The sequence below is a fragment of the Nocardia goodfellowii genome (assembly GCF_017875645.1).
Taxonomy (GTDB): domain Bacteria; phylum Actinomycetota; class Actinomycetes; order Mycobacteriales; family Mycobacteriaceae; genus Nocardia; species Nocardia goodfellowii.
Genome location: NZ_JAGGMR010000001.1, coordinates 1,423,147 through 1,442,864 on the forward strand (window position 1 = coordinate 1,423,147; position 19,718 = coordinate 1,442,864).

The 19,718-nt window shown below is 67.6% G+C and carries 18 protein-coding genes; 9 read left to right on the forward strand and 9 right to left on the reverse strand.

What is annotated here, in order from left to right; translation table 11 throughout:
* The first annotated feature begins 27 nt into the window (after positions 1-27).
* Positions 28-1,089, forward strand: a complete 1,062-nt coding sequence (locus BJ987_RS05985; protein ID WP_209885432.1) for a DNA polymerase IV — start codon at positions 28-30, stop codon at positions 1,087-1,089.
* 3 nt (positions 1,090-1,092) lie between these two features.
* On the opposite strand, the gene BJ987_RS05990 is transcribed toward BJ987_RS05985, so the two are convergent.
* A complete protein-coding gene (locus BJ987_RS05990) occupies positions 1,093-1,335 on the reverse strand; it encodes a hypothetical protein (protein WP_209885434.1) in 243 nt (80 codons plus the stop codon).
* Positions 1,336-1,418: 83 nt separating this feature from the next.
* Here BJ987_RS05990 and BJ987_RS05995 point away from each other — a divergent pair, with 83 nt between their 5' ends.
* A complete protein-coding gene (locus BJ987_RS05995; protein WP_209885436.1) occupies positions 1,419-2,414 on the forward strand; it encodes an oxidoreductase in 996 nt (331 codons plus the stop codon).
* 51 nt (positions 2,415-2,465) lie between these two features.
* On the opposite strand, the gene BJ987_RS06000 is transcribed toward BJ987_RS05995, so the two are convergent.
* Positions 2,466-3,983: an MFS transporter gene (locus tag BJ987_RS06000; RefSeq protein ID WP_209885438.1), complete on the reverse strand. Its 1,518-nt coding sequence runs from the start codon at positions 3,981-3,983 to the stop codon at positions 2,466-2,468.
* Positions 3,984-4,108: 125 nt separating this feature from the next.
* Here BJ987_RS06000 and BJ987_RS06005 point away from each other — a divergent pair, with 125 nt between their 5' ends.
* The gene (locus BJ987_RS06005; RefSeq protein WP_209885440.1) at positions 4,109-4,840 is read left to right on the forward strand and encodes a TetR/AcrR family transcriptional regulator; all 732 of its coding nucleotides are present in this window, start codon (positions 4,109-4,111) and stop codon (positions 4,838-4,840) included.
* Positions 4,841-4,909: 69 nt separating this feature from the next.
* Here BJ987_RS06005 and BJ987_RS06010 read toward each other — a convergent pair whose 3' ends face one another.
* A complete protein-coding gene (locus tag BJ987_RS06010) occupies positions 4,910-6,760 on the reverse strand; it encodes an ABC transporter ATP-binding protein (protein ID WP_245366597.1) in 1,851 nt (616 codons plus the stop codon).
* 242 nt (positions 6,761-7,002) lie between these two features.
* Between BJ987_RS06010 and BJ987_RS06015 the strand changes: the two genes are divergently transcribed.
* Together BJ987_RS06015 and BJ987_RS06020 are read left to right on the forward strand one after the other, a co-directional pair.
* Positions 7,003-9,840, forward strand: a complete 2,838-nt coding sequence (locus tag BJ987_RS06015) for an FAD-binding and (Fe-S)-binding domain-containing protein (RefSeq protein ID WP_209885444.1) — start codon at positions 7,003-7,005, stop codon at positions 9,838-9,840.
* A gap of 99 nt (positions 9,841-9,939) precedes the next feature.
* Positions 9,940-10,878 (forward strand): DNA-3-methyladenine glycosylase family protein, encoded by a 939-nt coding sequence (locus tag BJ987_RS06020; RefSeq protein ID WP_209885446.1) that lies wholly within the window; start codon positions 9,940-9,942, stop codon positions 10,876-10,878.
* A gap of 153 nt (positions 10,879-11,031) precedes the next feature.
* On the opposite strand, the gene BJ987_RS06025 is transcribed toward BJ987_RS06020, so the two are convergent.
* Positions 11,032-11,238, reverse strand: coding sequence for a hypothetical protein (locus BJ987_RS06025; RefSeq protein WP_194816555.1), 207 nt, complete (start codon positions 11,236-11,238; stop codon positions 11,032-11,034).
* 484 nt (positions 11,239-11,722) lie between these two features.
* On the opposite strand from BJ987_RS06025, the gene BJ987_RS06030 reads away from it, so the two are divergent.
* From BJ987_RS06030 to BJ987_RS06040, 3 genes are all read left to right on the forward strand, one after another.
* Positions 11,723-12,655: a helix-turn-helix domain-containing protein gene (locus BJ987_RS06030; RefSeq protein WP_209885448.1), complete on the forward strand. Its 933-nt coding sequence runs from the start codon at positions 11,723-11,725 to the stop codon at positions 12,653-12,655.
* Positions 12,652-12,861 (forward strand): DUF397 domain-containing protein, encoded by a 210-nt coding sequence (locus tag BJ987_RS06035; protein WP_209885450.1) that lies wholly within the window; start codon positions 12,652-12,654, stop codon positions 12,859-12,861. The genes BJ987_RS06030 and BJ987_RS06035 overlap by 4 nt, the downstream gene beginning before the upstream one ends.
* A gap of 100 nt (positions 12,862-12,961) precedes the next feature.
* A complete protein-coding gene (locus BJ987_RS06040; RefSeq protein WP_245367871.1) occupies positions 12,962-13,099 on the forward strand; it encodes a hypothetical protein in 138 nt (45 codons plus the stop codon).
* A gap of 48 nt (positions 13,100-13,147) precedes the next feature.
* Here BJ987_RS06040 and BJ987_RS06045 read toward each other — a convergent pair whose 3' ends face one another.
* From BJ987_RS06045 to sdhC, 3 genes are read right to left on the reverse strand one after another with little or no spacing between them, the layout of a single operon-like run.
* Entirely contained in the window at positions 13,148-13,894 is a 747-nt protein-coding gene (locus BJ987_RS06045; protein ID WP_209885454.1) for a succinate dehydrogenase/fumarate reductase iron-sulfur subunit, read from the reverse strand.
* Between the two features lie 2 nt (positions 13,895-13,896).
* On the reverse strand, positions 13,897-15,828 hold the full coding sequence (locus BJ987_RS06050; protein WP_209885456.1) for a fumarate reductase/succinate dehydrogenase flavoprotein subunit: 1,932 nt from the start codon (positions 15,826-15,828) through the stop codon (positions 13,897-13,899).
* A 35-nt stretch (positions 15,829-15,863) separates the two neighbouring features.
* A complete protein-coding gene (sdhC, locus tag BJ987_RS06055) occupies positions 15,864-16,694 on the reverse strand; it encodes a succinate dehydrogenase subunit SdhC (RefSeq protein WP_209885458.1) in 831 nt (276 codons plus the stop codon).
* Between the two features lie 332 nt (positions 16,695-17,026).
* Here sdhC and BJ987_RS06060 point away from each other — a divergent pair, with 332 nt between their 5' ends.
* Complete coding sequence (locus tag BJ987_RS06060; protein ID WP_209885461.1) at positions 17,027-18,184, forward strand: thiolase family protein; 1,158 nt, start codon at positions 17,027-17,029, stop codon at positions 18,182-18,184.
* A gap of 47 nt (positions 18,185-18,231) precedes the next feature.
* Here BJ987_RS06060 and BJ987_RS06065 read toward each other — a convergent pair whose 3' ends face one another.
* Together BJ987_RS06065 and BJ987_RS06070 are read right to left on the reverse strand one after the other, a co-directional pair.
* The gene (locus BJ987_RS06065; protein WP_209885463.1) at positions 18,232-18,519 is read right to left on the reverse strand and encodes an Rv0250c family protein; all 288 of its coding nucleotides are present in this window, start codon (positions 18,517-18,519) and stop codon (positions 18,232-18,234) included.
* A 191-nt stretch (positions 18,520-18,710) separates the two neighbouring features.
* Positions 18,711-19,682 carry an alpha/beta fold hydrolase gene (locus tag BJ987_RS06070; protein WP_245365838.1) on the reverse strand — a complete coding sequence of 324 codons (972 nt, stop codon included), beginning with the start codon at positions 19,680-19,682 and terminating at the stop codon, positions 18,711-18,713.
* Positions 19,683-19,718 lie beyond the last annotated feature (36 nt).

Genomic DNA, 19,718 nt, shown 5'->3' on the forward strand with positions numbered 1-19,718 from the left:
CGCCCGTGCATGCGGTAAGACGGAGATATGGCCAGATGGCTGCTGCATGTCGATCTCGACCAGTTCCAAGCGGCGGTGGAGTTCCGCCGTCACCCCGAACTGCGCGGTCAGCCGGTCATCGTCGGCGGCAACGGCGATCCGAGCGAGCCGCGCAAGGTGGTGACCTGCGCCTCCTATCCGGCACGGGCCTACGGTGTGCGCGCGGGAATGGCTCTGCGGTCCGCGCAGCGTAAATGCCCCGAGGGCGTCTTCCTGCCGCTCGACATGGTGGCCTACGAGGAAGCCTCCGAGGAGGTGATGTCGCTGCTGCGCACCTTCCCGGGCCGGGTCGAGGTGTGGGGCTGGGACGAGGCCTTCCTCGCCGCCGACACCGATGACCCCGAACAACTCGCCACCGCCATCCGCGCCGCCATCGCCGAGTTGGAGCTCACCTGCTGTATCGGCATCGGCGACAACAAGCTCACCGCCAAATTGGCCACCGGGTTCGCCAAGTCGGTGAGCAAGTCCGACGCCCCGGCGGCCGGAGACGGCACCGGCCTGTTCCGTCTCACCGCCGCGAACTGGACCGAGGTGATGGCGCACCGCCCGACCTCGGCGCTGTGGGGCGTCGGCAAACGCATCGCCGCCCGCATGTCCGAACTCGGCATCGAAACCGTCGGCGATCTGATGGCTGCCGATCGGCAGCGGCTCGCCGCCGAGTTCGGCCCGAATACCGGGCCTTACCTCTGGGTGCTGGGCCACGGTAAAGGCGACACCGATGTGGTCACCGAGCCGCGAGTTCCGGTGGGGCGCAGCAAGTCCGAGACCTTCCCGCACGACCTGACCGAGCGCGCCGAGATCCGCGCCCAGGTCGCCCGCCTGGCCACCGAGGTCGCCGAGGAGATGGCCGCGGCCGGCCGCACGCCGTTCCGCGTCTCGGTCACGGTGCGCAGCAACACCTTCTACACCCGGAGCAAACAGGCCAAACTGCCTGAGCCGACCAACGACGTCACCGTCATCGTCGAGACGGCCGTCCGGATTCTGGACCGCTTCGAGCTCGAGCGCCCGGTCCGGCTGCTCGGTGTCCGCCTCGAACTGTTGCCCGAATAGCGTTCAGCGCCACCGGTGTACCACCGCGACCGACCGGCCGGCGAAGTCCGCCGCCGTCACCGCCAGCCGCCAGCCGCCGTACGCGCTGTCCTGCAGGAAGCCCTCGCAGGTATCGACATCGACCCAGGAGCCGTCAGGTAGTAGACAGGTGACCGCGCCGATGTCGGAGAGCTGATTCCACGCGTCGACCCAACGCATTTCGATTTCCGCGGCGGCGATTCGGTCCGCAGGATCTTGGTGCGTCATGCGACCACACTAGGTTTCCCCGAAGGTCTTCTCCACCGATGGAATCCCGGCACAGCACCGTCGGCACTCGTATGCTCGAGACCATGGAGTTCTGGGCGATGGTGGCGCACCGGTCGGATAACGGCATCGAGTTGGCGCGGGAGAAGGTCGGCGAGGAATTCCTCGGACCGGGCACCGTGCTGGTCAAAGTGCATTACTCGAGTGCGAACTTCAAGGACGGACTCGCGGTCACCGAGGGTGGCGGCGTGGTCCGGAACTACCCGATCGTGCCGGGTATCGATCTCACCGGTGAGGTCGTCAGCTCCGAGGACGATCATTTCGTCCCGGGTGATCTGATCGTCGCGCACGGCTACGACATCGGCGTCGCGCACCACGGCGGTTTCGCCGAGTACGCGCGCGTCCCGGCGGAGTGGGTGGTGAAGCTGGACGGCTTGACCCCCCGCGAGGCCGCCGCCCTCGGCACCGCCGGATTCACCGCGGCCATGAGCGTGCAGGAACTGCTGAACCGCGGGCTCACTCCCTCCGACGGCGCGGTGCTGGTCACCGGCGCGACGGGCGGGGTGGGCAGTGTCGCGGTCGACATCCTCGCCGGTCTCGGCTTCGAGGTCGTCGCCTCCACCGGCAAAAAGGATGCCGCGGAACTGCTTTCCGAACTCGGCGCCGCCGAGGTGATCGGCCGGCTGCCCGAAGACCCCGATGCCGCGCTGCGTCCGCTGGCCAAAGCCCGCTGGTCCGCCGCGGTCGACAGCGTCGGCGGAAAATCGCTCGCCTATGTGCTGAGCTCCATCGCCTACGGCGGCACGGTCGCGGTCAGCGGCCTCACCGGGGGTCCCGATCTGCCTGCCACCGTGCTGCCGTTCATCTTGCGCGGCGTCGCCCTGTTCGGCATCGACTCCGTCCACTTCCCGATCGACCAGCGCCGCGACCTGTGGACCAGGCTCGGAAAAGAACTGAAACCCCGGCACCTTTCCGCCATCGAGAACCTGGCCCCCGTCACCGAGGCGCCCGAGGTATTGCGCGCCATCCAAGCCGGTTCCCATTCCGGCAGAACAGTTCTGGCTGTCGCCGGCGCCTTCTGAAGACAGCACGAGGCCCGGCCTGCACGGCCGGGCCTCGTGTTTTCTCTTGGGCTACCGCGCGATTGCCAGCTCGCGGGTTTCCCGCATCGCTTCCGGTGCCGTCTTGTTGCCTCGCATGACGAACAGGGCCAGGATCGCGGCGGCCAGCACGCCAACGCCGCCGGCGAGGAAACTGGTGGTCATGCCGCTGGCGAAAGCCGTTCGGGCGGTGTCGATCAGCGCCGCGTCGCCGGTACCGGCGGCCACCGCGAAGGCGTCACCGATGGAGCGGCGGGCGGCCTCCGGTGCGTCCTCGGGCATGGCTCTGGTGAAGCCGCTGGCGAGAATCGAGCCGAGCACCGCGATGCCCAGCGCCGCGCCGGCCTGCTGGATGGTGTCGTTCAGGGCGGAGCCCGCACCGGCCTGCTCCTCCGGGACCGCGCTCATCAGGGCGGCGATAGCGGCGGGTTGAGCGAAACCGGCACCGGCGCCGAGGACGACCAGGGCGACGGCGACCAGGGTGAACCCGCTGTCGGCCCGCAGACTCGACAGCAGACCCAGACCAACGGTGGTGATCAACATGCCGGTGACGGCGAGGGCCCGGTTGCCCAGCGTCGCGCCCAGCCCGGCGCCGAGGCCGTTGCAGAGGATCGAGGCCAGCAGCATCGGGATCAGCGCCAGCCCGGCCTCGGTGGGCGAGTAGCCGAGGACGAACTGCAGGTACTGCGTCAGCACCAGCAGAATGCCGCCGTTGGCGACCTGCACGAGAGTCAGCGACAGGCTGCCGCCGGCGAAGTCGCGGTCCCGGAACAGGTGCAGTGGCACCATCGGTTCGGCGACGCGCTTTTCCCAGGCGATGAACGACACCAGGCTGAGGACGGCAATGGTGAGCGTGATCAGGGTGCTCGCGTGATCGAAGCCGCCCGCGGGGAATTCGATGATGGTCCAGACCAGGGCCGTCATGCCGACCATGGACAGCACCGCGCCCGGCACGTCCGGTTTCGTTTGCGGCCCTTTGGATTCCGGCATCAATACCAGTGCCGCGACGATGGCGATGATCGCCACCGGGATGTTGATCGAGAACGCCGCGCCCCACCAGAAGTGCGCGATCAGCACGCCGCCCAGCACCGGACCGGCGATCAGACCGAGCACCGACGCGGCGCTCCACGCCGCCATCGCTTTACGGCGCTCCTGGTCGTCGAACACGGTGATCAGGATGGACAGGGTGCTCGGCAGCACCAGCGCGCCACCGATGCCCATCACGGTGCGGGCCACGATCATCTCGATCGAGCTGTCGGCCAGGGTCGCGCCGAATGAGGCCGACCCGAACAGCGCCAAGCCGATGATCATCACCCGGCGGCGGCCGAACCGGTCGGCCAAGCCGCCCGCGGTGAGCAGCAGCCCCGCGAACACCAGGATGTAGGAATCCAGGATCCACTGGATGTCCTGTGCGCCGGCACCGAGATCCTCGGCCAGCGGCGGCACCGCCACGGCCAAGACGAAATTGTCGATGACCAGGACCAGGGTGCTCAGGCACAGCACCACCAGAATCCACCAGCGCTTGGGGTTGCGGGTGTCGATCGCGTCCATCGGAAACTCTTCTCTCGCAGTGTTGCGTACGCTGTTTGCGTGTTGCGAACACTGTATGCATCATTTTGGGACGTTCGCAAGTGCGAACATCGTGCGCTAGGCTGGCCGAAACGGAAGGAGACTCGATGCCCAGCGAGAAGCCGCAGGTGGAATCGGTGTGGACGCGCCCGCGCAAAGGCCGGGACCAGCCCGCCCTCACCCGCGAGCACATCGTCGCGGAGGCCGTCGCGCTGCTGGACGCGGAGGGCATGGAGGCGCTGACCATGCGCCAGCTGGGCGCGCGCCTCAACGCCGGCGCCACCTCCCTCTATCGGCACGTTGCCAACCGCGACGAACTGATCGAGCTGGTGGTGGACGAGGTCTACGGCGAGATCGCCGTCCCCGGGATTTGCAACCCCGACGAATGGCGTGGTGCCACAGTGCAATTCGCGGCCAACATGCGGGCAATGATTCTGCGCCATCCCTGGATGGCCGGCACGCTCAGCCAGGTGGGCCTGTCCCACCTGGGCCCCAACGTCACCCGCATGACCGACCGCATGATCGCCCTGTTCCAGGCGGGCGGCTTCACGCCCGGCGAAGTGGGCGATGCCATCAGCGCGCTGAGCTCCTACGTCGTCGGCAGCAGCGTCAGCGAAGCCGCCTGGCTCACCGCCATCGCCCGCTCCGGCGGCACCGAAGCCGAACTGGTCGCCGGTCTGCGCCCCGCCGTCGAGCAGGCCGCCGCCGAATTCCCCCGTCTCACCGCCGATCTCGCCACCGAGAACTGGGACCAGGACCCGGCCGAAGTCCGCGACCGCAAATTCACCTACGGCCTGGACCGTCTGCTCGACGGGCTCGATCCCCGCCGCAACCACTGAAACGTCAATCGCGCACAGCCGAACGCGGCCCCGCCCATGCCATGGGCGGGGCCGCGTTGCGGGTTGCGGTCAGGCCGCGACTTCGACCGTGTCGTCGGCGAATTGGGTGCGGTACAGCTCGGCGTAACGGCCTTCGGCGGCGAGTAGCTCGGTGTGTGTGCCGCGTTCCACGATGCGGCCGTCTTCCAGGACGACGATGAGGTCGGCGGCGCGGATGGTGGACAGGCGATGGGCGATCACCAGGGCGGTGCGCCCGTCGAGAGCTTCGGAAAGAGCTTCCTGGACAGCGGCTTCCGAGGTGGAGTCCAGCGAGGCCGTCGCCTCGTCGAGGATGACCACCCGCGGCTGCTTGAGCAGCAGACGGGCGATGGTGAGGCGCTGGCGTTCGCCGCCGGAGAGGCGGTATCCGCGTTCGCCGACCACGGTGTCCAGACCGTCCTGGAGCGAGGCCACCAGATCGCCCAGCCGGGCGCGCTCCAGGGCGTCCCACAGCTGCGCTTCGGTGGCTTCCGGACGGGCCAGCAGCAGATTCGAGCGGATCGAATCGTGGAACAGATGGCCGTCCTGGGTGACCAGGCCGACGGTGTCGCGCAACGACGCCGTGCTCAGCTGGCGGACGTCAGTGCCGTTCAGGCGCACCGCGCCACTGTCTACGTCGTACAGCCGGGAGACCAGTTGCGCCACAGTCGATTTACCGGCGCCGGAGGAGCCGACCAGCGCGACCAGCTGGCCGGGTTCGGCGCGCAGCGACACATTGTGCAGGACGTCCACACCGCCTCGGGTATCCAGCGTGGCGACCTCCTCCAGCGAGGCCAGCGACACCTTGTCGGCGGAGGGGTAACCGAAGGTCACGTCGTCCAACTCCACGGCCACCGGGCCCTCGGGCACCGGCACCGCGCCGGGCGCTTCCTCGATCAACGGCTTCAGGTCCAGCACCTCGAAGACCCGCTCGAAGCTCACCAGCGCGGCCATGATCTCCATCCGGGCGCTCGCGAGTGCGGTGAGCGGGGTGTACAGCCTGGTCAGGAGCAGCGAAAGAGCCACCACCGCACCGGCATCCAGTTGTCCGCGCAGCGCGTACCAGCCGCCGAGGCCGTATACCAGGGCGAGGGCCAGGGCCGAGACCAACGTCAGCGAGGTGACGAAGACCGTCTGCAACATGGCGGTGCGGACTCCGATATCGCGGACCCGGCGGGCGCGCAGCGCGAACTCGTCCGATTCCTGCGTGGGCCGCCCGAACAGCTTCACCAGCGTGGCGCCGGGCGCGGAGAACCGCTCGGTCATCTGGGTGCTCATCGCCGCATTCAACTTCGCCGCCTCCCGCTGCAGCGTGGCGAGCCGGTTGCCCATGCGCCGGGCGGGAATGACGAACACCGGCAGCAACAACAGCGCGAGCAGGGTGATCCGCCAGGAGATGGTCAGCATCACGCCCAGGGTGAGCGCCAGCGTGACCAGGTTCGCGACCACGCCGGACAAGGTGTCGCTGAAGGCGCGCTGCGCCCCGATCACGTCATTGTTCAAGCGGCTGACCAGCGCGCCCGTGCGAGTGCGAGTGAAGAACGCGATCGGCATCCGCTGTACGTGATCGAACACCGCGGTGCGCAGATCCAGGATCAGGCCCTCCCCGATGCGGGAGGACAGCCAGCGGGTACCGACCCCGAGTGCGGCGTCGAACAGCGCGAGTACGCCGATGATCAGGGCGAGCACGACCACGACCCGCGGCGCCGCACCGCCGACAATGCTGTTGACGACACGGCCGGCCAGCACCGGCGTGGCCACCGCGAGCAGCGCCGACACCACGCTGAAGACCAGGAATACCGCGATCCGCGCTCGATGCGGCTGCGCGAATCCGAGAATCCGCTTGGCGGTCGCCAGGCTGAACGGACGCTGCTCGTCGGGCGCGTTCATTCGCCGATACATCTGGCTGTACGCCACCGATTCGATATTCACGCTCGCACTCCCTCTCACTCCCGGCCCATTCAAGCCGGTAGCACCGACACTAGAACCTAAACATTGGTTCAGATCAACCCATTCCCCCAGGCCCCGGGTCCTGTCGAACCTAACGGCGCGCCCGTCGACAAGGGAGACCCTGCTACTACCACCCATATCGATGGTCTGTGTTGTCGCCGACCACGTCGGCGGGACAGGCTTAGGCTGGCGGGGTGAGCGAGCTGGATCGGATCGTCGAGGCGTTGCGCGAGCGGGTCGGCTGCGCGGTCGATCTGTCGGCGCGGCGGCGCGCGGAGTATTCCTCCGACGCTTCGAACTACCGGGTGCTGCCCGCTGCGGTGGTCTTCCCCCGTGAAGCCGACGATGTGGCGGCGACGCTCGAATTCGCCCGGGACAATGGGCTTTCGCTGACCGCGCGCGGCGCGGGGACGTCGGTGGCGGGCAACGCGATCGGCGACGGAATCATCCTGGATTTCAGCCGATACATGAATCGAGTGCTGGAACTGGATCCGGAACGGCGGACAGCCCGGGTGCAGCCCGGAGTGGTGCTGTCGGCGTTGCAGCGCGAGGCGGGAGCGCACGGGTTGCGGTTCGGGCCGGATCCGTCGACCCAGAACCGGTGCACGCTCGGCGGGATGATCGGCAACAACGCCTGCGGACCGCGGGCCGTCGCCTGGGGACGTACTTCGGACAACGTGCGTGAACTGCGCATCCTCGACGGCACCGGCGCGGATCGCGGGCTCGGCGACGACCTGACCGTCGTGCCCGGTCTACCGGAATTCACGCGGGCGAATCTGGCCGTGCTGCGCACCGATCTGGGCCGGTTCGACCGGCAGGCTTCCGGATACGGGCTGGAACATCTTCTGCCGGAGCGCGGTTCGTCGATCGCCAAGGCGTTCGCCGGTTCCGAGGGCACCTGTGGTGTGCTGCTCGAGGCCACCGTCGACCTGGTCGCGCTGCCCGGGGCCACCGTATTGACGGTGCTCGGATACGACGACATGGCCGCCGCCGCCGACGATGTCGCGGCCGTCATGCGCTGCGAGCCGATCGCCGTCGAGGGCATCGACGCCCGATTGGTCGACATCGTGCGCGCACACCGGGGGACAGTTCCGGAACTACCGCGCGGCGGCGGCTGGTTGTTCGTGGAAACCGCGGGCGACAGCGCCGAGCAGGCCTGGGCTGCCGCCGCCGGACTGTGCGAAGCGGCGAACGCGCTCGACTCCCGCATCGTCGCCGAACCCGCTGAGGCAGCGGCACTCTGGCGAATCCGCGCCGACGGGGCCGGACTCGCCGGACGCACACCGGACGGGAAACCGGCGTGGCCCGGCTGGGAGGACGCCGCCGTCCCGCCCGAACATCTGGGCGCGTACCTGCGCGACTTCGCCGACCTCACCCGCGAGCACGGTGTCGACGGCCTGCTCTACGGCCACATCGGCGACGGCTGTATCCACGTACGTCTCGACCTGCCGATCGCCGAGGCACCACAACGCTTCCGCGCCTTCCTGTTCGACTCGGCCGAGCTGGTCGTCCGCTACGGCGGCTCGCTGTCCGGTGAACACGGTGACGGTCGCGCCCGCTCGGAGTTGTTGCCCGTCATGTACTCCCGAGCAGTGCTCGACGTATTCGCCGGATACAAAGCACTGTTCGATCCGGACAATGTGCTCAACCCCGGCGTGCTGGTGGCCCCCCGGCCGCTCGACGCCGACCTGCGGGTGGCCGGCTTGCCGAGGGTCCCGCTCGCCGACGGTTTCGCCTACCCGCATGACGAGGGCGACCTCGCCACCGCGGTGCACCGCTGCGTCGGCGTCGGAAAGTGCCGGGCGGACAACAGCTCCGCGGGCGGTTTCATGTGCCCGTCCTTTCTCGCGACCGCCGACGAGAAGGACAGCACCCGCGGCCGGGCCCGGGTGCTGCAGGAGGTCGTGCGCGGCGCCCTGCCCTGGGACTCCCCCGCCGTCGCGGAATCCCTGGACTTGTGCCTGTCCTGCAAGGCTTGTCGTTCCGACTGCCCCGCGGGCGTCGACCTCGCCACCTACAAATCCGAGGCGCTGCACCGTCGCTACCGGGGCCGCCTGCGCCCGGTCGACCACTACACCCTCGGCCGGCTCCCCCGCTGGCTGGCCCTGGCGACCCGCGTGCCGCGGTTGGCCAATGCCCTATCCGAAATCCGCTGGTTGCGCCGAATCGGCCTGCGCGCCGCCGGCATCGACCCCCGTCGCGAGATCCCCCGGCTCGCCGATCGCAGTTTCCGCCGTCACTACCAGCAAAATCCCACCTTGGGGGCCGGTTCCGATAGCCAGCGAGATCCGGTGGCGCAGCCGGAGATCATGCTGTGGGTCGACACCTTCACCGATGCCTTCGACCCCGAAATCGCTCTGGCCGCAGTCCGATTGATCGAATCGCTCGGATTCCGGGTGCGCGTGCCGGATCGCCGGCTGTGCTGTGGATTGACGTGGATAAGTACCGGCCAGCTGGACGGAGCCCGGGCGCGATTGCGCACGACGCTGGACGAACTCGACGAGCACGTGCGCGGCGGCGGCATCGTGCTCGGGTTGGAGCCGTCCTGCACCGCTGTGCTGCGCGCCGATCTCCCGGAACTGCTCCCGGACGACCCGCGGGCCGCCCGGACCGCCGCGGCCATCCGCACGCTCGCGGAATTCCTTGCGGCACAATCCGACTGGCGTCCTCCGGTCCGGGAAGGCGCGGAGGTGGTGGTGCAGCCCCATTGTCACCAGCACGCGGTACTGGGTTTCCAGGCCGACCGGGAGCTGCTGGCCCGCATGGGTGTACGCGTACGGGAGATCGCCGGATGCTGCGGCCTGGCCGGAAATTTCGGTATGCAGCAGGGTCATTACGACGTGTCGGTGCAGGTCGCGGCGAACGGTCTGCTGCCCGCCCTACAGGCGGACGCGACGGCCACACTGCTCGCGGACGGCTTCTCGTGCCGTACCCAAGCCGAGCAGCTGGCGGGCCGCGAGGGCGTGCACCTGGCCCAGTTCCTGCTGGACGACCAGCTGCCGAACGGCAGCGTGCCGGGCGGAATCGAGTAACGACCGGCAAGCCCTGCTGATCGAGATCGTTATCGTCACCGGCACTTCGCCCGTCAGCCCGGTGTCTGGATCACCGGACGAGCCGGGCAGAATGGGGCCGTGCGCGAACAGGCGGCGGTTGCCGAATCCGGCCTGGTCCGGACGGTGACTTCGGCCCGTCCGGTCGATCTCGCCCACACCATTGCCCCGCTGGGCCGGGGGCCGGGTGATCCTTGCCACATCACCGCCGGTGACGGCAGCTACTGGCATGCCTCGCGCCTGCTGTCCGGCCCGGTGACCTACCGCCTCAGCCAGCCCGACAGACATTCCGTGCGGGCGAGCGCCTGGGGTCCCGGAGCCGACGAATTCCTGGACCGGCTCGAGCACCTGCTCTGCTTGGACGAGGACGTATCCGGTTTCGTCCCCGAGCACCCGAAACTGGCCGACGCGCACCGCCGCTACCCGGGTCTGCGCATGCTCCGCACCGGCTTGGTTTTCGAAGCGCTGGTCCCCGCGGTACTGGAGCAAAAGGTGCACACCAAATCGGCGCGGGCCTCTTGGCGCGCCCTGGTCCGGAAATTCGGCGAACCGGCGCCCGGCCCCGCTCCGGCCGGTCTCACCCTGCCGCCGGACGCGGACACCTGGCGGCGGATTCCCTCGTGGGTCTATCACCGCGCCAATGTCGGCCCGCAACGCGCCCAGACCATTGTCCGAGCCGCCCGCCTCGCGGAATCGCTGGAACGCATCGCGACACAGGATCCGTCCGAAGCGGCGCGCCTGCTGTGCACCATTCCTGGTATCGGGATCTGGACCGCCGCCGAAATCGGCCAGCGCGCCTTCGGTGACGCCGATGCCCTCTCGGTGGGCGATTTCCATCTCGCCGCGATCATCGGCTGGACCCTGCTCGGCCGGGCGATCGAGGACGACGAGATGATCGAATATCTGGAACCCCTGCGCCCGCACCGTTATCGAGCGGTTCGCCTGCTGGAGATCAGTGGTTACGCGCACAAACCCAAATTCGGCCCGCGCACTCCGCTCACCGATCACACCTGGCACTGACCCGCCGTACCTCCGGTCGGGACCCAGGCACCGGAACCCGATAACGGGTCCTCTCATCCGATGCGCCGGGTCCCGGCCGAAGGCGCGCCGGGACGACGGGGCGCGCTGCCGAGGCCTTCCCCAGTCCCGGCCGCGCGCCGCCACCGCGAGCCGTCAGGTTCGCAGCGCCCGCTCGTCCAGCACGCATTTGCCCGCCTCGACCAACGTCGCTCGCGCCCGGCGGCGCACCCGGCACCGGTCCACGGTGCAGTCGAGGTGCAATTGCATTGCCGCGTGCGCTTGCTCGGTCGTCATCGGGCCGGGGTCGGTCCCGCAGGCGAGCAGCGCGGCGACGTGCATGTTCAGATTGGTCAATTGCATGGCGCGATTTCCGTCCTTTCCCGGGAGACGAGAGCTGGCATTCTGTCAGTTACCTTCACAGTTCCGATCGCCCACGGGTCGACACGCCGCCGCGTGTGTGGTGGGGGAACCATCCAGCGCTCACGGCGGGACTGGTCTGGGCATTGATCATCAACGGCCATGACTCCTCGTTCCTGCATGCGATCGGTGATGTGCCCGGAGCTTTCACAGCGGGGAGGGGCCGGGCCTGGAAGGCTCCGGGCACACTCTCAGCACACCATCGCAGACGGCGGCGAGCAACGGACTTGCCGGATACCGGAAGATTTCGCGCGAATTCCCAGCACGAAGTCCATTCAGGGGAGGAAGATTCTCCATATTGGATGAGATGTGCTGTTGCCCCCAAAGAGCCTATTGCCCAAGTGAAGTGCCGGTCGCCGAGCGGCGGACCAGGCACGACGCCGGAGGCGAGCCTGAGCACTGAACGGAGCGTGCCGTGTCTGCGAGTATGGCTAGAGTTTCCGCGACCGACAGCTACACCGATCGCCCGGCCGCGAGTGCGGAGAGCGGGTCCTCCACCCTCCCCCGCCGCCAGCTCGGCCGGTATCTGCGCGACTGGCGCACCCAAGCCGGCCTGACCATCGCCGAAGCCTCACGGTTGATGGAATGGGGCGCAAGCACTTTGCAGCGGATGGAAAAAGGCCAGGCCGACCGGATACGTACCATCGACATCCAGGAGCTGTGCCGGATCTACGGCATACCCGACGATCTGGCCGAGGCGCTGAAGGGTTTGGCCCAGCAGGCGGCGGTCAAGAGCTGGTGGCACGCCTACGGCGACCTCATCCCCGAAAACTTCGATGTCTACGTGGGTTTGGAGGCGTCCGCGCATCAGCTCAACGCCTACCAGTCCGAACTCGTGCTGGGTCAGTTGCAAACCGGCGACTACGCCCGCGCCCTGCATCGCCTGGGGTATCCGGACGATTCCGAGGACGAGGTCGAGCGCCGAGTCCAGTTGCGCCAGCAGCGTCAGGCCCTGACCACCCGGAAAACCGCGCCCGCCGCGGTCGACGTGGTGCTGCACGAATCGGTGCTGCGCCGCGTGGTCGGTGACGCGAAAGTGATGGCGGCGCAATTGCGGCACCTGGCCGATATGAGCACCAAACCGAATGTGACGCTGCGTATTCTGCCGTTCGCGGCGGGTATTCCCCTCGGCGACGCGACGGGGCCGTTCACCGTCCTGCAGTTCGGGTTCGACAGCAAGGGGCATCCGGTGGAACCACCGGTGGTCTATGTGGAGGGTTTCACCGGCGATCTTTATCTCGAGCGCCCGGCCGACGTCGAACGGTATCTGCGGGCGCACGAATGTCTGCAGCGCGCGTCGCTGGACGTGCAACCGAGCCGAAATCTGTTGCGGCAGATAGCGAAGGAGTTCGTGGCATGAAGGGGAACGTGGATCTGTCCAGCGCCGTGTGGCGTCCGAGCGCCGGGACGGAGGGCACCGGCGTGGAGGTCGCGTTGCTCGCGGACGGCTACGTTGCGTTGCGCAACGGAAATGAACCGGACGGGGGAGTTTTGATATTCACGCCCTCGGAATGGTCGGCATTCACCGCGGGGGTGCAGGACGGCGAGTTCGACCGGCCGCGCTGAATTGTGTTTACCTCGCCTAACAGCGGGGTAGTAATAGCTAGTGGACCGTGGGTTGAAGAACACCCATCCTCGGTATCGGAAATTACGGCCGGGCGATTGGGTGGAATGGTTGATCGTGGCGCTGTTGTTCGGCGCCTCCGCGGTCGGTGTGTACGTCCTGTCGGGCTCACTGCTGTCGGCGTTGTTCGTCGGCGTGCTGGTGTGGGTCGTCGCTCTGGGTGTCATCGCCACGTTGTGAACAGGGTGCGCGGACCGGCCGGGTGATCCACCCGGCCGGTTCTTTGCGTCAGCGCCGGAACAGCTTGTTACCCAACCACACCAGCGGATCGTACTTTTGGTCGACCACGCGCTCTTTCATCGGAATCAGCGCATTGTCGGTGATCTTGATATGTTCCGGGCACACCTCGGTACAGCACTTGGTGATATTGCAGAGTCCGAGACCGTGCTCCTCCTGCGCCATATCTCGCCGGTCCGCCACGTCCAGCGGATGCATTTCCAGCTCGGCGATCCGCATGAGAAAACGCGGGCCCGCGAAGGACTCCTTGTTCTCCTCGTGATCACGCACCACGTGACAGGTGTTCTGGCACAGGAAGCACTCGATGCACTTGCGGAACTCCTGCGAGCGTTCCACGTCCACCTGCTGCATGCGGTAGTCGCCCGGTTTGAGATCGGCGGGCGGCGTGAAAGACGGTATTTCCCTGGCCTTCACGTAATTGAACGAGACGTCGGTGACCAGATCGCGGATCACCGGGAACGTGCGCATCGGTGTCACGGTGATCAATTCGTCCGCGCCGAAGGTCGACATACGCGTCATACAGAGCAGTCGCGGCTTGCCGTTCACCTCCGCCGAGCACGAACCACATTTGCCCGCTTTGCAATTCCAGCGCACCGCGAGGTCGGGCGCCTGTGTGGCCTGCAGGCGATGGATGATGTCGAGCACCACCTCGCCCTCGTTCACCTCGACGGTGAAATCCTCCAGCGCGCCGCCGGTATCGTCACCGCGCCATACGCGGAACTTCGCGTCGTATCCCATGGCTAGGCCTCACCTTTCGTGGCAGTAGCCGGCTGTCCCGGGAGTTCATCCGGGCGGTAGTACTTTTCGAGCTCGGCCACGTCGAACAGCTCGAGCAGATCGGCCCGCATCGGCGTCTGATCCTCCGGTGTCACCCGCACGGCGGGCACGGGGGCGTCGGCGTCGTTCGGGTCGATGGAGCAGACCAGCAATTTGTTGCGCCAAGCCGGATCCATCGAGGGAAAGTCGTCGCGGGTGTGGCCGCCGCGGCTTTCGGTCCGCAACAGCGCTGCCTGCGCGACGCATTCGCTCACCAGCAGCATGTTGCGCAGATCGAGCGCGAGGTGCCAGCCGGGATTGAACTGCCGCTTGCCCTCGACGACGATGGCGTCGAAGCGCTGCCGCAGGGCCGCCAGGCGCTCGATGGCCTGCTGCAGCTCGTGTTCCTTACGGATGATGCCGACCAGGTCGTTCATCGCCTGCTGCAGATCGGAGTGCAGAGTGTAGGGATTTTCGCCGGTGCCGTCCGCCGGCGGTTCGAACGGCGCCACAGCGGCTTCCGCCGCCGCCGCGACGTCCGCGTCGGTCACGGTCGGCCGCTGGGCCAGCTGCTCGACGTAGCTGGCGGCGCCGAGTCCGGCGCGTCTGCCGAAGACGAGCAGATCCGACAGCGAGTTGCCGCCCAGCCGGTTCGACCCGTGCATACCGCCGGAACACTCACCGGCCGCGAAAAGCCCGGGGACGGTGGCGGCTCCGGTATCCGGATCCACCTCGATGCCGCCCATCACGTAGTGACAGGTGGGTCCGACCTCCATCGGCTCACTCGTAATGTCCACGTCCGCCAGCTCTTTGAACTGGTGGTACATGGACGGCAGCCGACGGCGGATCTCCTCGGCGGGCAGCCGAGAAGCGATATCGAGGAAGACGCCGCCGTTCTTGGTGCCGCGGCCCGCTTTCACCTCGGAGTTGATGGCTCGGGCCACCTCGTCGCGGGGGAGCAGGTCGGGGGTGCGGCGCGCGGAATCGTTGTCGCGCAACCACTGATCGGCTTCTTCCTCGGTCTCGGCGTACTGCCCTTTGAAGACCGGCGGAATGTAGTCGAACATGAACCGCTTGCCCTCGGAGTTCTTCAGCACCCCGCCGTCACCGCGCACACCCTCGGTGACCAGGATGCCCTTCACACTGGGCGGCCAGACCATGCCGGTCGGATGGAATTGCAGGAACTCCATGTTGATCAGCGTCGCTCCGGCACGCAGCGCGAGCGCGTGCCCGTCGCCGGTGTACTCCCAGGAGTTCGAGGTGACCTTGTAGGACTTGCCGATGCCGCCGGTCGCCAGAACGACGGCGGGAGTTTCGAAAAGGATGAACTGTCCGGTCTCGCGCCAGTAGCCGAACGCGCCGGAGATCTTGTCGCCGTCTTTGAGCAGCTCGGTGATCGCGCATTCGGAGAAGACCTTGATCCGCGCCTCGTAGTCACCGGTGGCCGCGAAATCCTCCTGCTGCAGCGACACGATCTTCTGCTGCATGGTGCGGATGATCTCGAGGCCGGTGCGGTCGCCGACATGCGCCAGCCGCGGGTAGGTGTGGCCACCGAAGTTGCGCTGACTGATCCGGCCGTCCTTGGTCCGATCGAACAGCGCCCCATAGGTTTCCAGTTCCCAGACCCGGTCCGGCGCCTCCTGCGCGTGCAGCTCCGCCATCCGCCAGTTGTTGAGGAACTTGCCCCCGCGCATGGTGTCTTTGAAGTGGGTCTGCCAGTTGTCCTTCTCGTTGGCATTGCCCATCGAGGCCGCGCAGCCGCCCTCGGCCATCACCGTGTGCGCCTTGCCGAACAGCGACTTGCACACCACCGCGACGGAGTGGCCCTGTTCCCTGGCTTCGATCACCGCGCGCAGACCGGCGCCGCCGGCACCGATCACGACGACGTCGTACTTGTGCCGCTCAACTTCTGGCATGGGTGCGAATACTCCTGGGGTCGAGGCTGATTCAGCTAGTTGATGAACCGCAGATCCGAGATGGTGCCGCTGGCCACCAACATGACGTAGAAATCGGTGAGCACGAGAGTGCCGAGGGTGATCCAGGCCAGCTGCATGTGCCGGGTGTTGAGCTTGGAGATCTGGGTCCAGAACCAATACCGCACGGGGTGCGCGGAGAAGTGCTTGAGCCGTCCGCCCGCGATATGCCGGCAGGAGTGGCAGGACAGTGTGTACGCCCAGAGCAGGATCACGTTACCCAGCAGCACGATATTGCCGAGCCCGAAGCCGAAACCACCGCCCTTGCCGTGGAACGCGAGGATGGCGTCATAGGAGTTGATCAGCGCGATCAGCACGGCCACATAGAAGAAGTAGCGGTGCGCGTTCTGAATCAGCAGCGGCAGGCGGGTTTCGCCGGTGTACTTGGTGTGCGGTTCGGCCACGGCGCACGCGGGCGGGGAGAACCACACCGCCCGGTAGTAGGCCTTGCGGTAGTAGTAGCAGGTCAGCCGGAACAGCAGCAGGAACGGCAGGACGAGGAAGCCCAGCGGCAGGATGGCCGGGACACTGCCGAGCGGGGTGCCGAAGTGGCTGGAGCCCGGCACGCAGTCGGTGCTCAGGCACGGCGAGTAGAACGGCGTCAGATAGTGGTAGTCGTCCACCCAATATGCCGTCCGCACATACGATCTGATCGTCGCGTAGATGACGAACGCGGCCAGGCCGAGCACCGTGAGCAGCGGCGCGAGCCACCACTTGTCGGTGCGCAGTGTGCGCTCGGTGATCCGGGCCCGGGTCTTGGCGAAGACGCCGGTTCCTGTTTCGGGAGTGGATGTCGGTGCGGCACTCACGGCTGGATGCCTCGCTGATCTGGGAGTGGCATGGCGGCGGAGCCGCCGGGGTGGGTGGATACAGCTCTGGGGGCGGTCATTCGATACCTCCGCGATCGAATGTGATGCTGAGCACCATACGACACGTCAGCTATCGCGTGAGCGGGGTCCTGGCAAAGCCGACCCCTATGATCTGCGCCACAACTGATCTTGTCCGGGTATGACAGCACTCGAAACCTAGCACCGGTCGAACCCTGTTCGAGCAGAACAGGATTCACGTCACAACCGCGCAAACCAAACCGTACGGCCTTCAATTTCACACGGCGGCAACATGGCTGTGCTGTGCTGAGCCGATGAGAAGAGCCGCGATTGTGGCGCCGGTACGCACCCCGAGCGGCGTCGACGGCGGCGCACTGTCCGCACTGACGCCGGACGAACTGGCCGCCGCGATCCTGGACCGCGTCGTCGAGCGCTCCGGCATCGACCGCCGGTGCGTCGAGGATGTCGCGATGGCCGGCGGGGGAGCGCCCACCGGGCTGCGGCTGCCCGGTTTCGGCACCGATCGTCGCTGCGGCAGCGGACTGCAGGCGGTCATCACCGCGGCGATGATGGTCCAGACCGGTGCCGCCGACGCGGTGGCGGCGGTCGGGGTGGAGGGCACGCCGCGCCCGTCGCGCCCGGATCAGCGGGCGCTGGTCAACGCCGAGACGGTGGCGCAGCGCTACGGTATCGGCCGGGTCGAAGCGGACGAATTCACGGCGGCCAGCCATCGCAAAGCCGCCCGTGCCTGGCGGCAGGGCGTTTTCGCGGGGGAGATGGTCGCGGTGGGCCGCGCCGCCCGGCGTCCCGGGGTCGATCCGCTGACCGACTCGGCGATGCACCGAATCCTGCGCGACGAAGGCGTGATCGAGGAGATCTCGGCGCAGACCCTCGGCATGCTCGAGCCGGTGCTGCCCGACGGCGTGGTGACCATGGCCAACATGAGTTCGCACCGGCACGGCGCCGCGGGTTGCCTGGTGGTGGCCGAGGATCGGCTGGCCGAACTCGGTTTGCGACCGATCGCGTATCTGGCCGGTTGGGCCGCCGCCGGAACCGATTCCGCCGCAGCGACTCTCGGTGTCGCGCCCGCGGTCGCCAAACTATTGGCCCGCACCGGCCGCACCCTGGACGAGATCGACCTGGTCGAGATCAACGAGGGCTTCGCGGTCGAAGTGCTCGCGCTGGCCCGGGAATGGGACCTGGATCCGCAGGTCCGCCTGAACGTCAACGGATCCGCGCTCGCGCTTGGTCATCCGGTCGCCGCGACCGGCCTGCGGATCATGACCACGATGCTGCACGAATTGGCGCGCGGTGACGGGCGCTACGCGCTGGAGGCCATCGCGCTCGGGCCGGACCACGGGATCGCCGCGCTCTTCGAATCGGCCCGCGACGCCCCGGTGACCGAGGCGCCGCGGGGCGCGCGGTTCCACGGGTCGCGCCCGGCGCGGCGTTTCGGCCGGCATCGGGCCTGACATGGCGATCGTCCCGGCCGTGACCAGCCGGGACGATCGAGATCCGGTTACTTGGTGCGCGGGCGCGAGTGGAAACCGAGCCCCTCGTCCTGCGCGCCCATCCACGCCGCCTCGTCGGACTTGCTGTCCGGGACGTAGATGGTCTCGCCCGGCCGGCGAGTCACCTCCGGCGGCGGGGCCTGCTCGAAGTCCTCGGCGTCGATGACGAGCCGTTCGAGATCGTTCTCCAGCCGACGCACCATATTGGCGTCGCCGTAGTGGGAGCGCAGTGCGCTGATCGATTGCCGGAGCTGGCCCACCGCATAGCGGAGTTCCGCGATTTCGCTGCGTGTCATCGTTTCCTCCTGTGTTCGCTGGCAGGCCGTCGCTCGCGACGATGCTTGTCAATCCTGTGACCCACCACACATCGTGATCTACAACACAGTACGTGACGAATCCGGATCTGGCTCGTCGGATTCGGAAGTCTGGTGGATAGCCCGAGTGTTGCCAGTTAACCGGCGGCAGCAGCCGTAGCTTTCGCCGAGGCCTAGCCGGCGGCGGCGAACTCCGGCTCCGGCCCGTGGTCGGCCAGGGTCGCGCAGACCCGGTTGACCAGCGCGACGATTTGCAGCGCCACCTCTTCGGCCCGTTCCAGGATGACGCTGTGCCCGGCGCCCTCCACCCGCACCAGTTCGGAGCCGCTCAGCTGGGACGCCAGCACCACCGAGTGCACGAACGGCACCACGATGTCGTGCGAACCGGCCAGCACCAGCGCCGGAATCGTCCCCAGCTGGTCCAGCGCCGCGGTCTCGTCGAAGGCGATCAGCGAACCGAGGAAGCTGGACATGGTGAGCAGCGGCGTGTCGTTGAGCATGGCCGTGGCGACCGCGACCACACGCGGACTCACCTTCTTGGTGCCGAATTGCGCCTCCCGGATGATCGGTTCGAAAATGCGGCGGGAGAACCGCTTCGAGGCCTGCATGACCCGCGGTGCGCGCACCACGGCGGTCTGCAGCGAGTTCACCGCGTACCGGTGCAGGAAGCGGCCCAGGCCGACCGCGGTGATCGCGTTGGCGGCGCCGGCGATCAGGCCGACGCCGACCACGCGGGTGCCGATCGCCTCGGGAAACAGGCGGGCATAGGCGAGGCACACCATCGCGCCCATCGAGTGCCCGACCAGTACGACGGGACCGGCCGGCGCCACTACCCGCAGCACGGCGTCGAGGTCCTGGCCGAGCTGATCGATGGTGTAGGTGGCGGGGTCGGCCACTCCGGATTCGCCGTGACCGCGGTGGTCGTAGAAGACCATCCGGGTATCGGAGTGCCAGTGACTCAGCAGCTGATCCCGCAGGTAGGACCAGGAGTCGGTGCGCAGGCAGTGTCCGTGCACGAAAACCACGGTGAGCGGGGCGGTGTCGGCACCGAAGGTTCGCACCGCGATCGGGACACCGTCGTCGGCCGATACCGTGACACGGTGGCCGTCGTAATCGGCGGCCACCCGGGCGATGGGGGTGGACATGATTTCTCCTGTGGCGCGTCGACCCAGTGGAGCGTT

Bases quoted from the DNA above. Each gene is read 5' to 3' on its own strand.
- BJ987_RS06010 (WP_245366597.1), bottom strand. From the start codon at position 6,760: ATGTATCGGCGAATGAACGCGCCCGACGAGCAGCGTCCGTTCAGCCTG.
- BJ987_RS05985 (WP_209885432.1), top strand. From the start codon at position 28: ATGGCCAGATGGCTGCTGCATGTCGATCTCGACCAGTTCCAAGCGGCG.
- BJ987_RS06065 (WP_209885463.1), bottom strand. From the start codon at position 18,519: ATGACACGCAGCGAAATCGCGGAACTCCGCTATGCGGTGGGCCAGCTC.
- BJ987_RS06005 (WP_209885440.1), top strand. From the start codon at position 4,109: ATGCCCAGCGAGAAGCCGCAGGTGGAATCGGTGTGGACGCGCCCGCGC.
- BJ987_RS05990 (WP_209885434.1), bottom strand. From the start codon at position 1,335: ATGACGCACCAAGATCCTGCGGACCGAATCGCCGCCGCGGAAATCGAA.
- BJ987_RS06060 (WP_209885461.1), top strand. From the start codon at position 17,027: ATGAGAAGAGCCGCGATTGTGGCGCCGGTACGCACCCCGAGCGGCGTC.
- BJ987_RS06000 (WP_209885438.1), bottom strand. From the start codon at position 3,983: ATGGACGCGATCGACACCCGCAACCCCAAGCGCTGGTGGATTCTGGTG.
- BJ987_RS06035 (WP_209885450.1), top strand. From the start codon at position 12,652: ATGAAGGGGAACGTGGATCTGTCCAGCGCCGTGTGGCGTCCGAGCGCC.
- BJ987_RS06030 (WP_209885448.1), top strand. From the start codon at position 11,723: ATGGCTAGAGTTTCCGCGACCGACAGCTACACCGATCGCCCGGCCGCG.
- BJ987_RS06025 (WP_194816555.1), bottom strand. From the start codon at position 11,238: ATGCAATTGACCAATCTGAACATGCACGTCGCCGCGCTGCTCGCCTGC.
- BJ987_RS06045 (WP_209885454.1), bottom strand. From the start codon at position 13,894: ATGGGATACGACGCGAAGTTCCGCGTATGGCGCGGTGACGATACCGGC.
- BJ987_RS05995 (WP_209885436.1), top strand. From the start codon at position 1,419: ATGGAGTTCTGGGCGATGGTGGCGCACCGGTCGGATAACGGCATCGAG.
- BJ987_RS06070 (WP_245365838.1), bottom strand. From the start codon at position 19,682: ATGTCCACCCCCATCGCCCGGGTGGCCGCCGATTACGACGGCCACCGT.
- BJ987_RS06050 (WP_209885456.1), bottom strand. From the start codon at position 15,828: ATGCCAGAAGTTGAGCGGCACAAGTACGACGTCGTCGTGATCGGTGCC.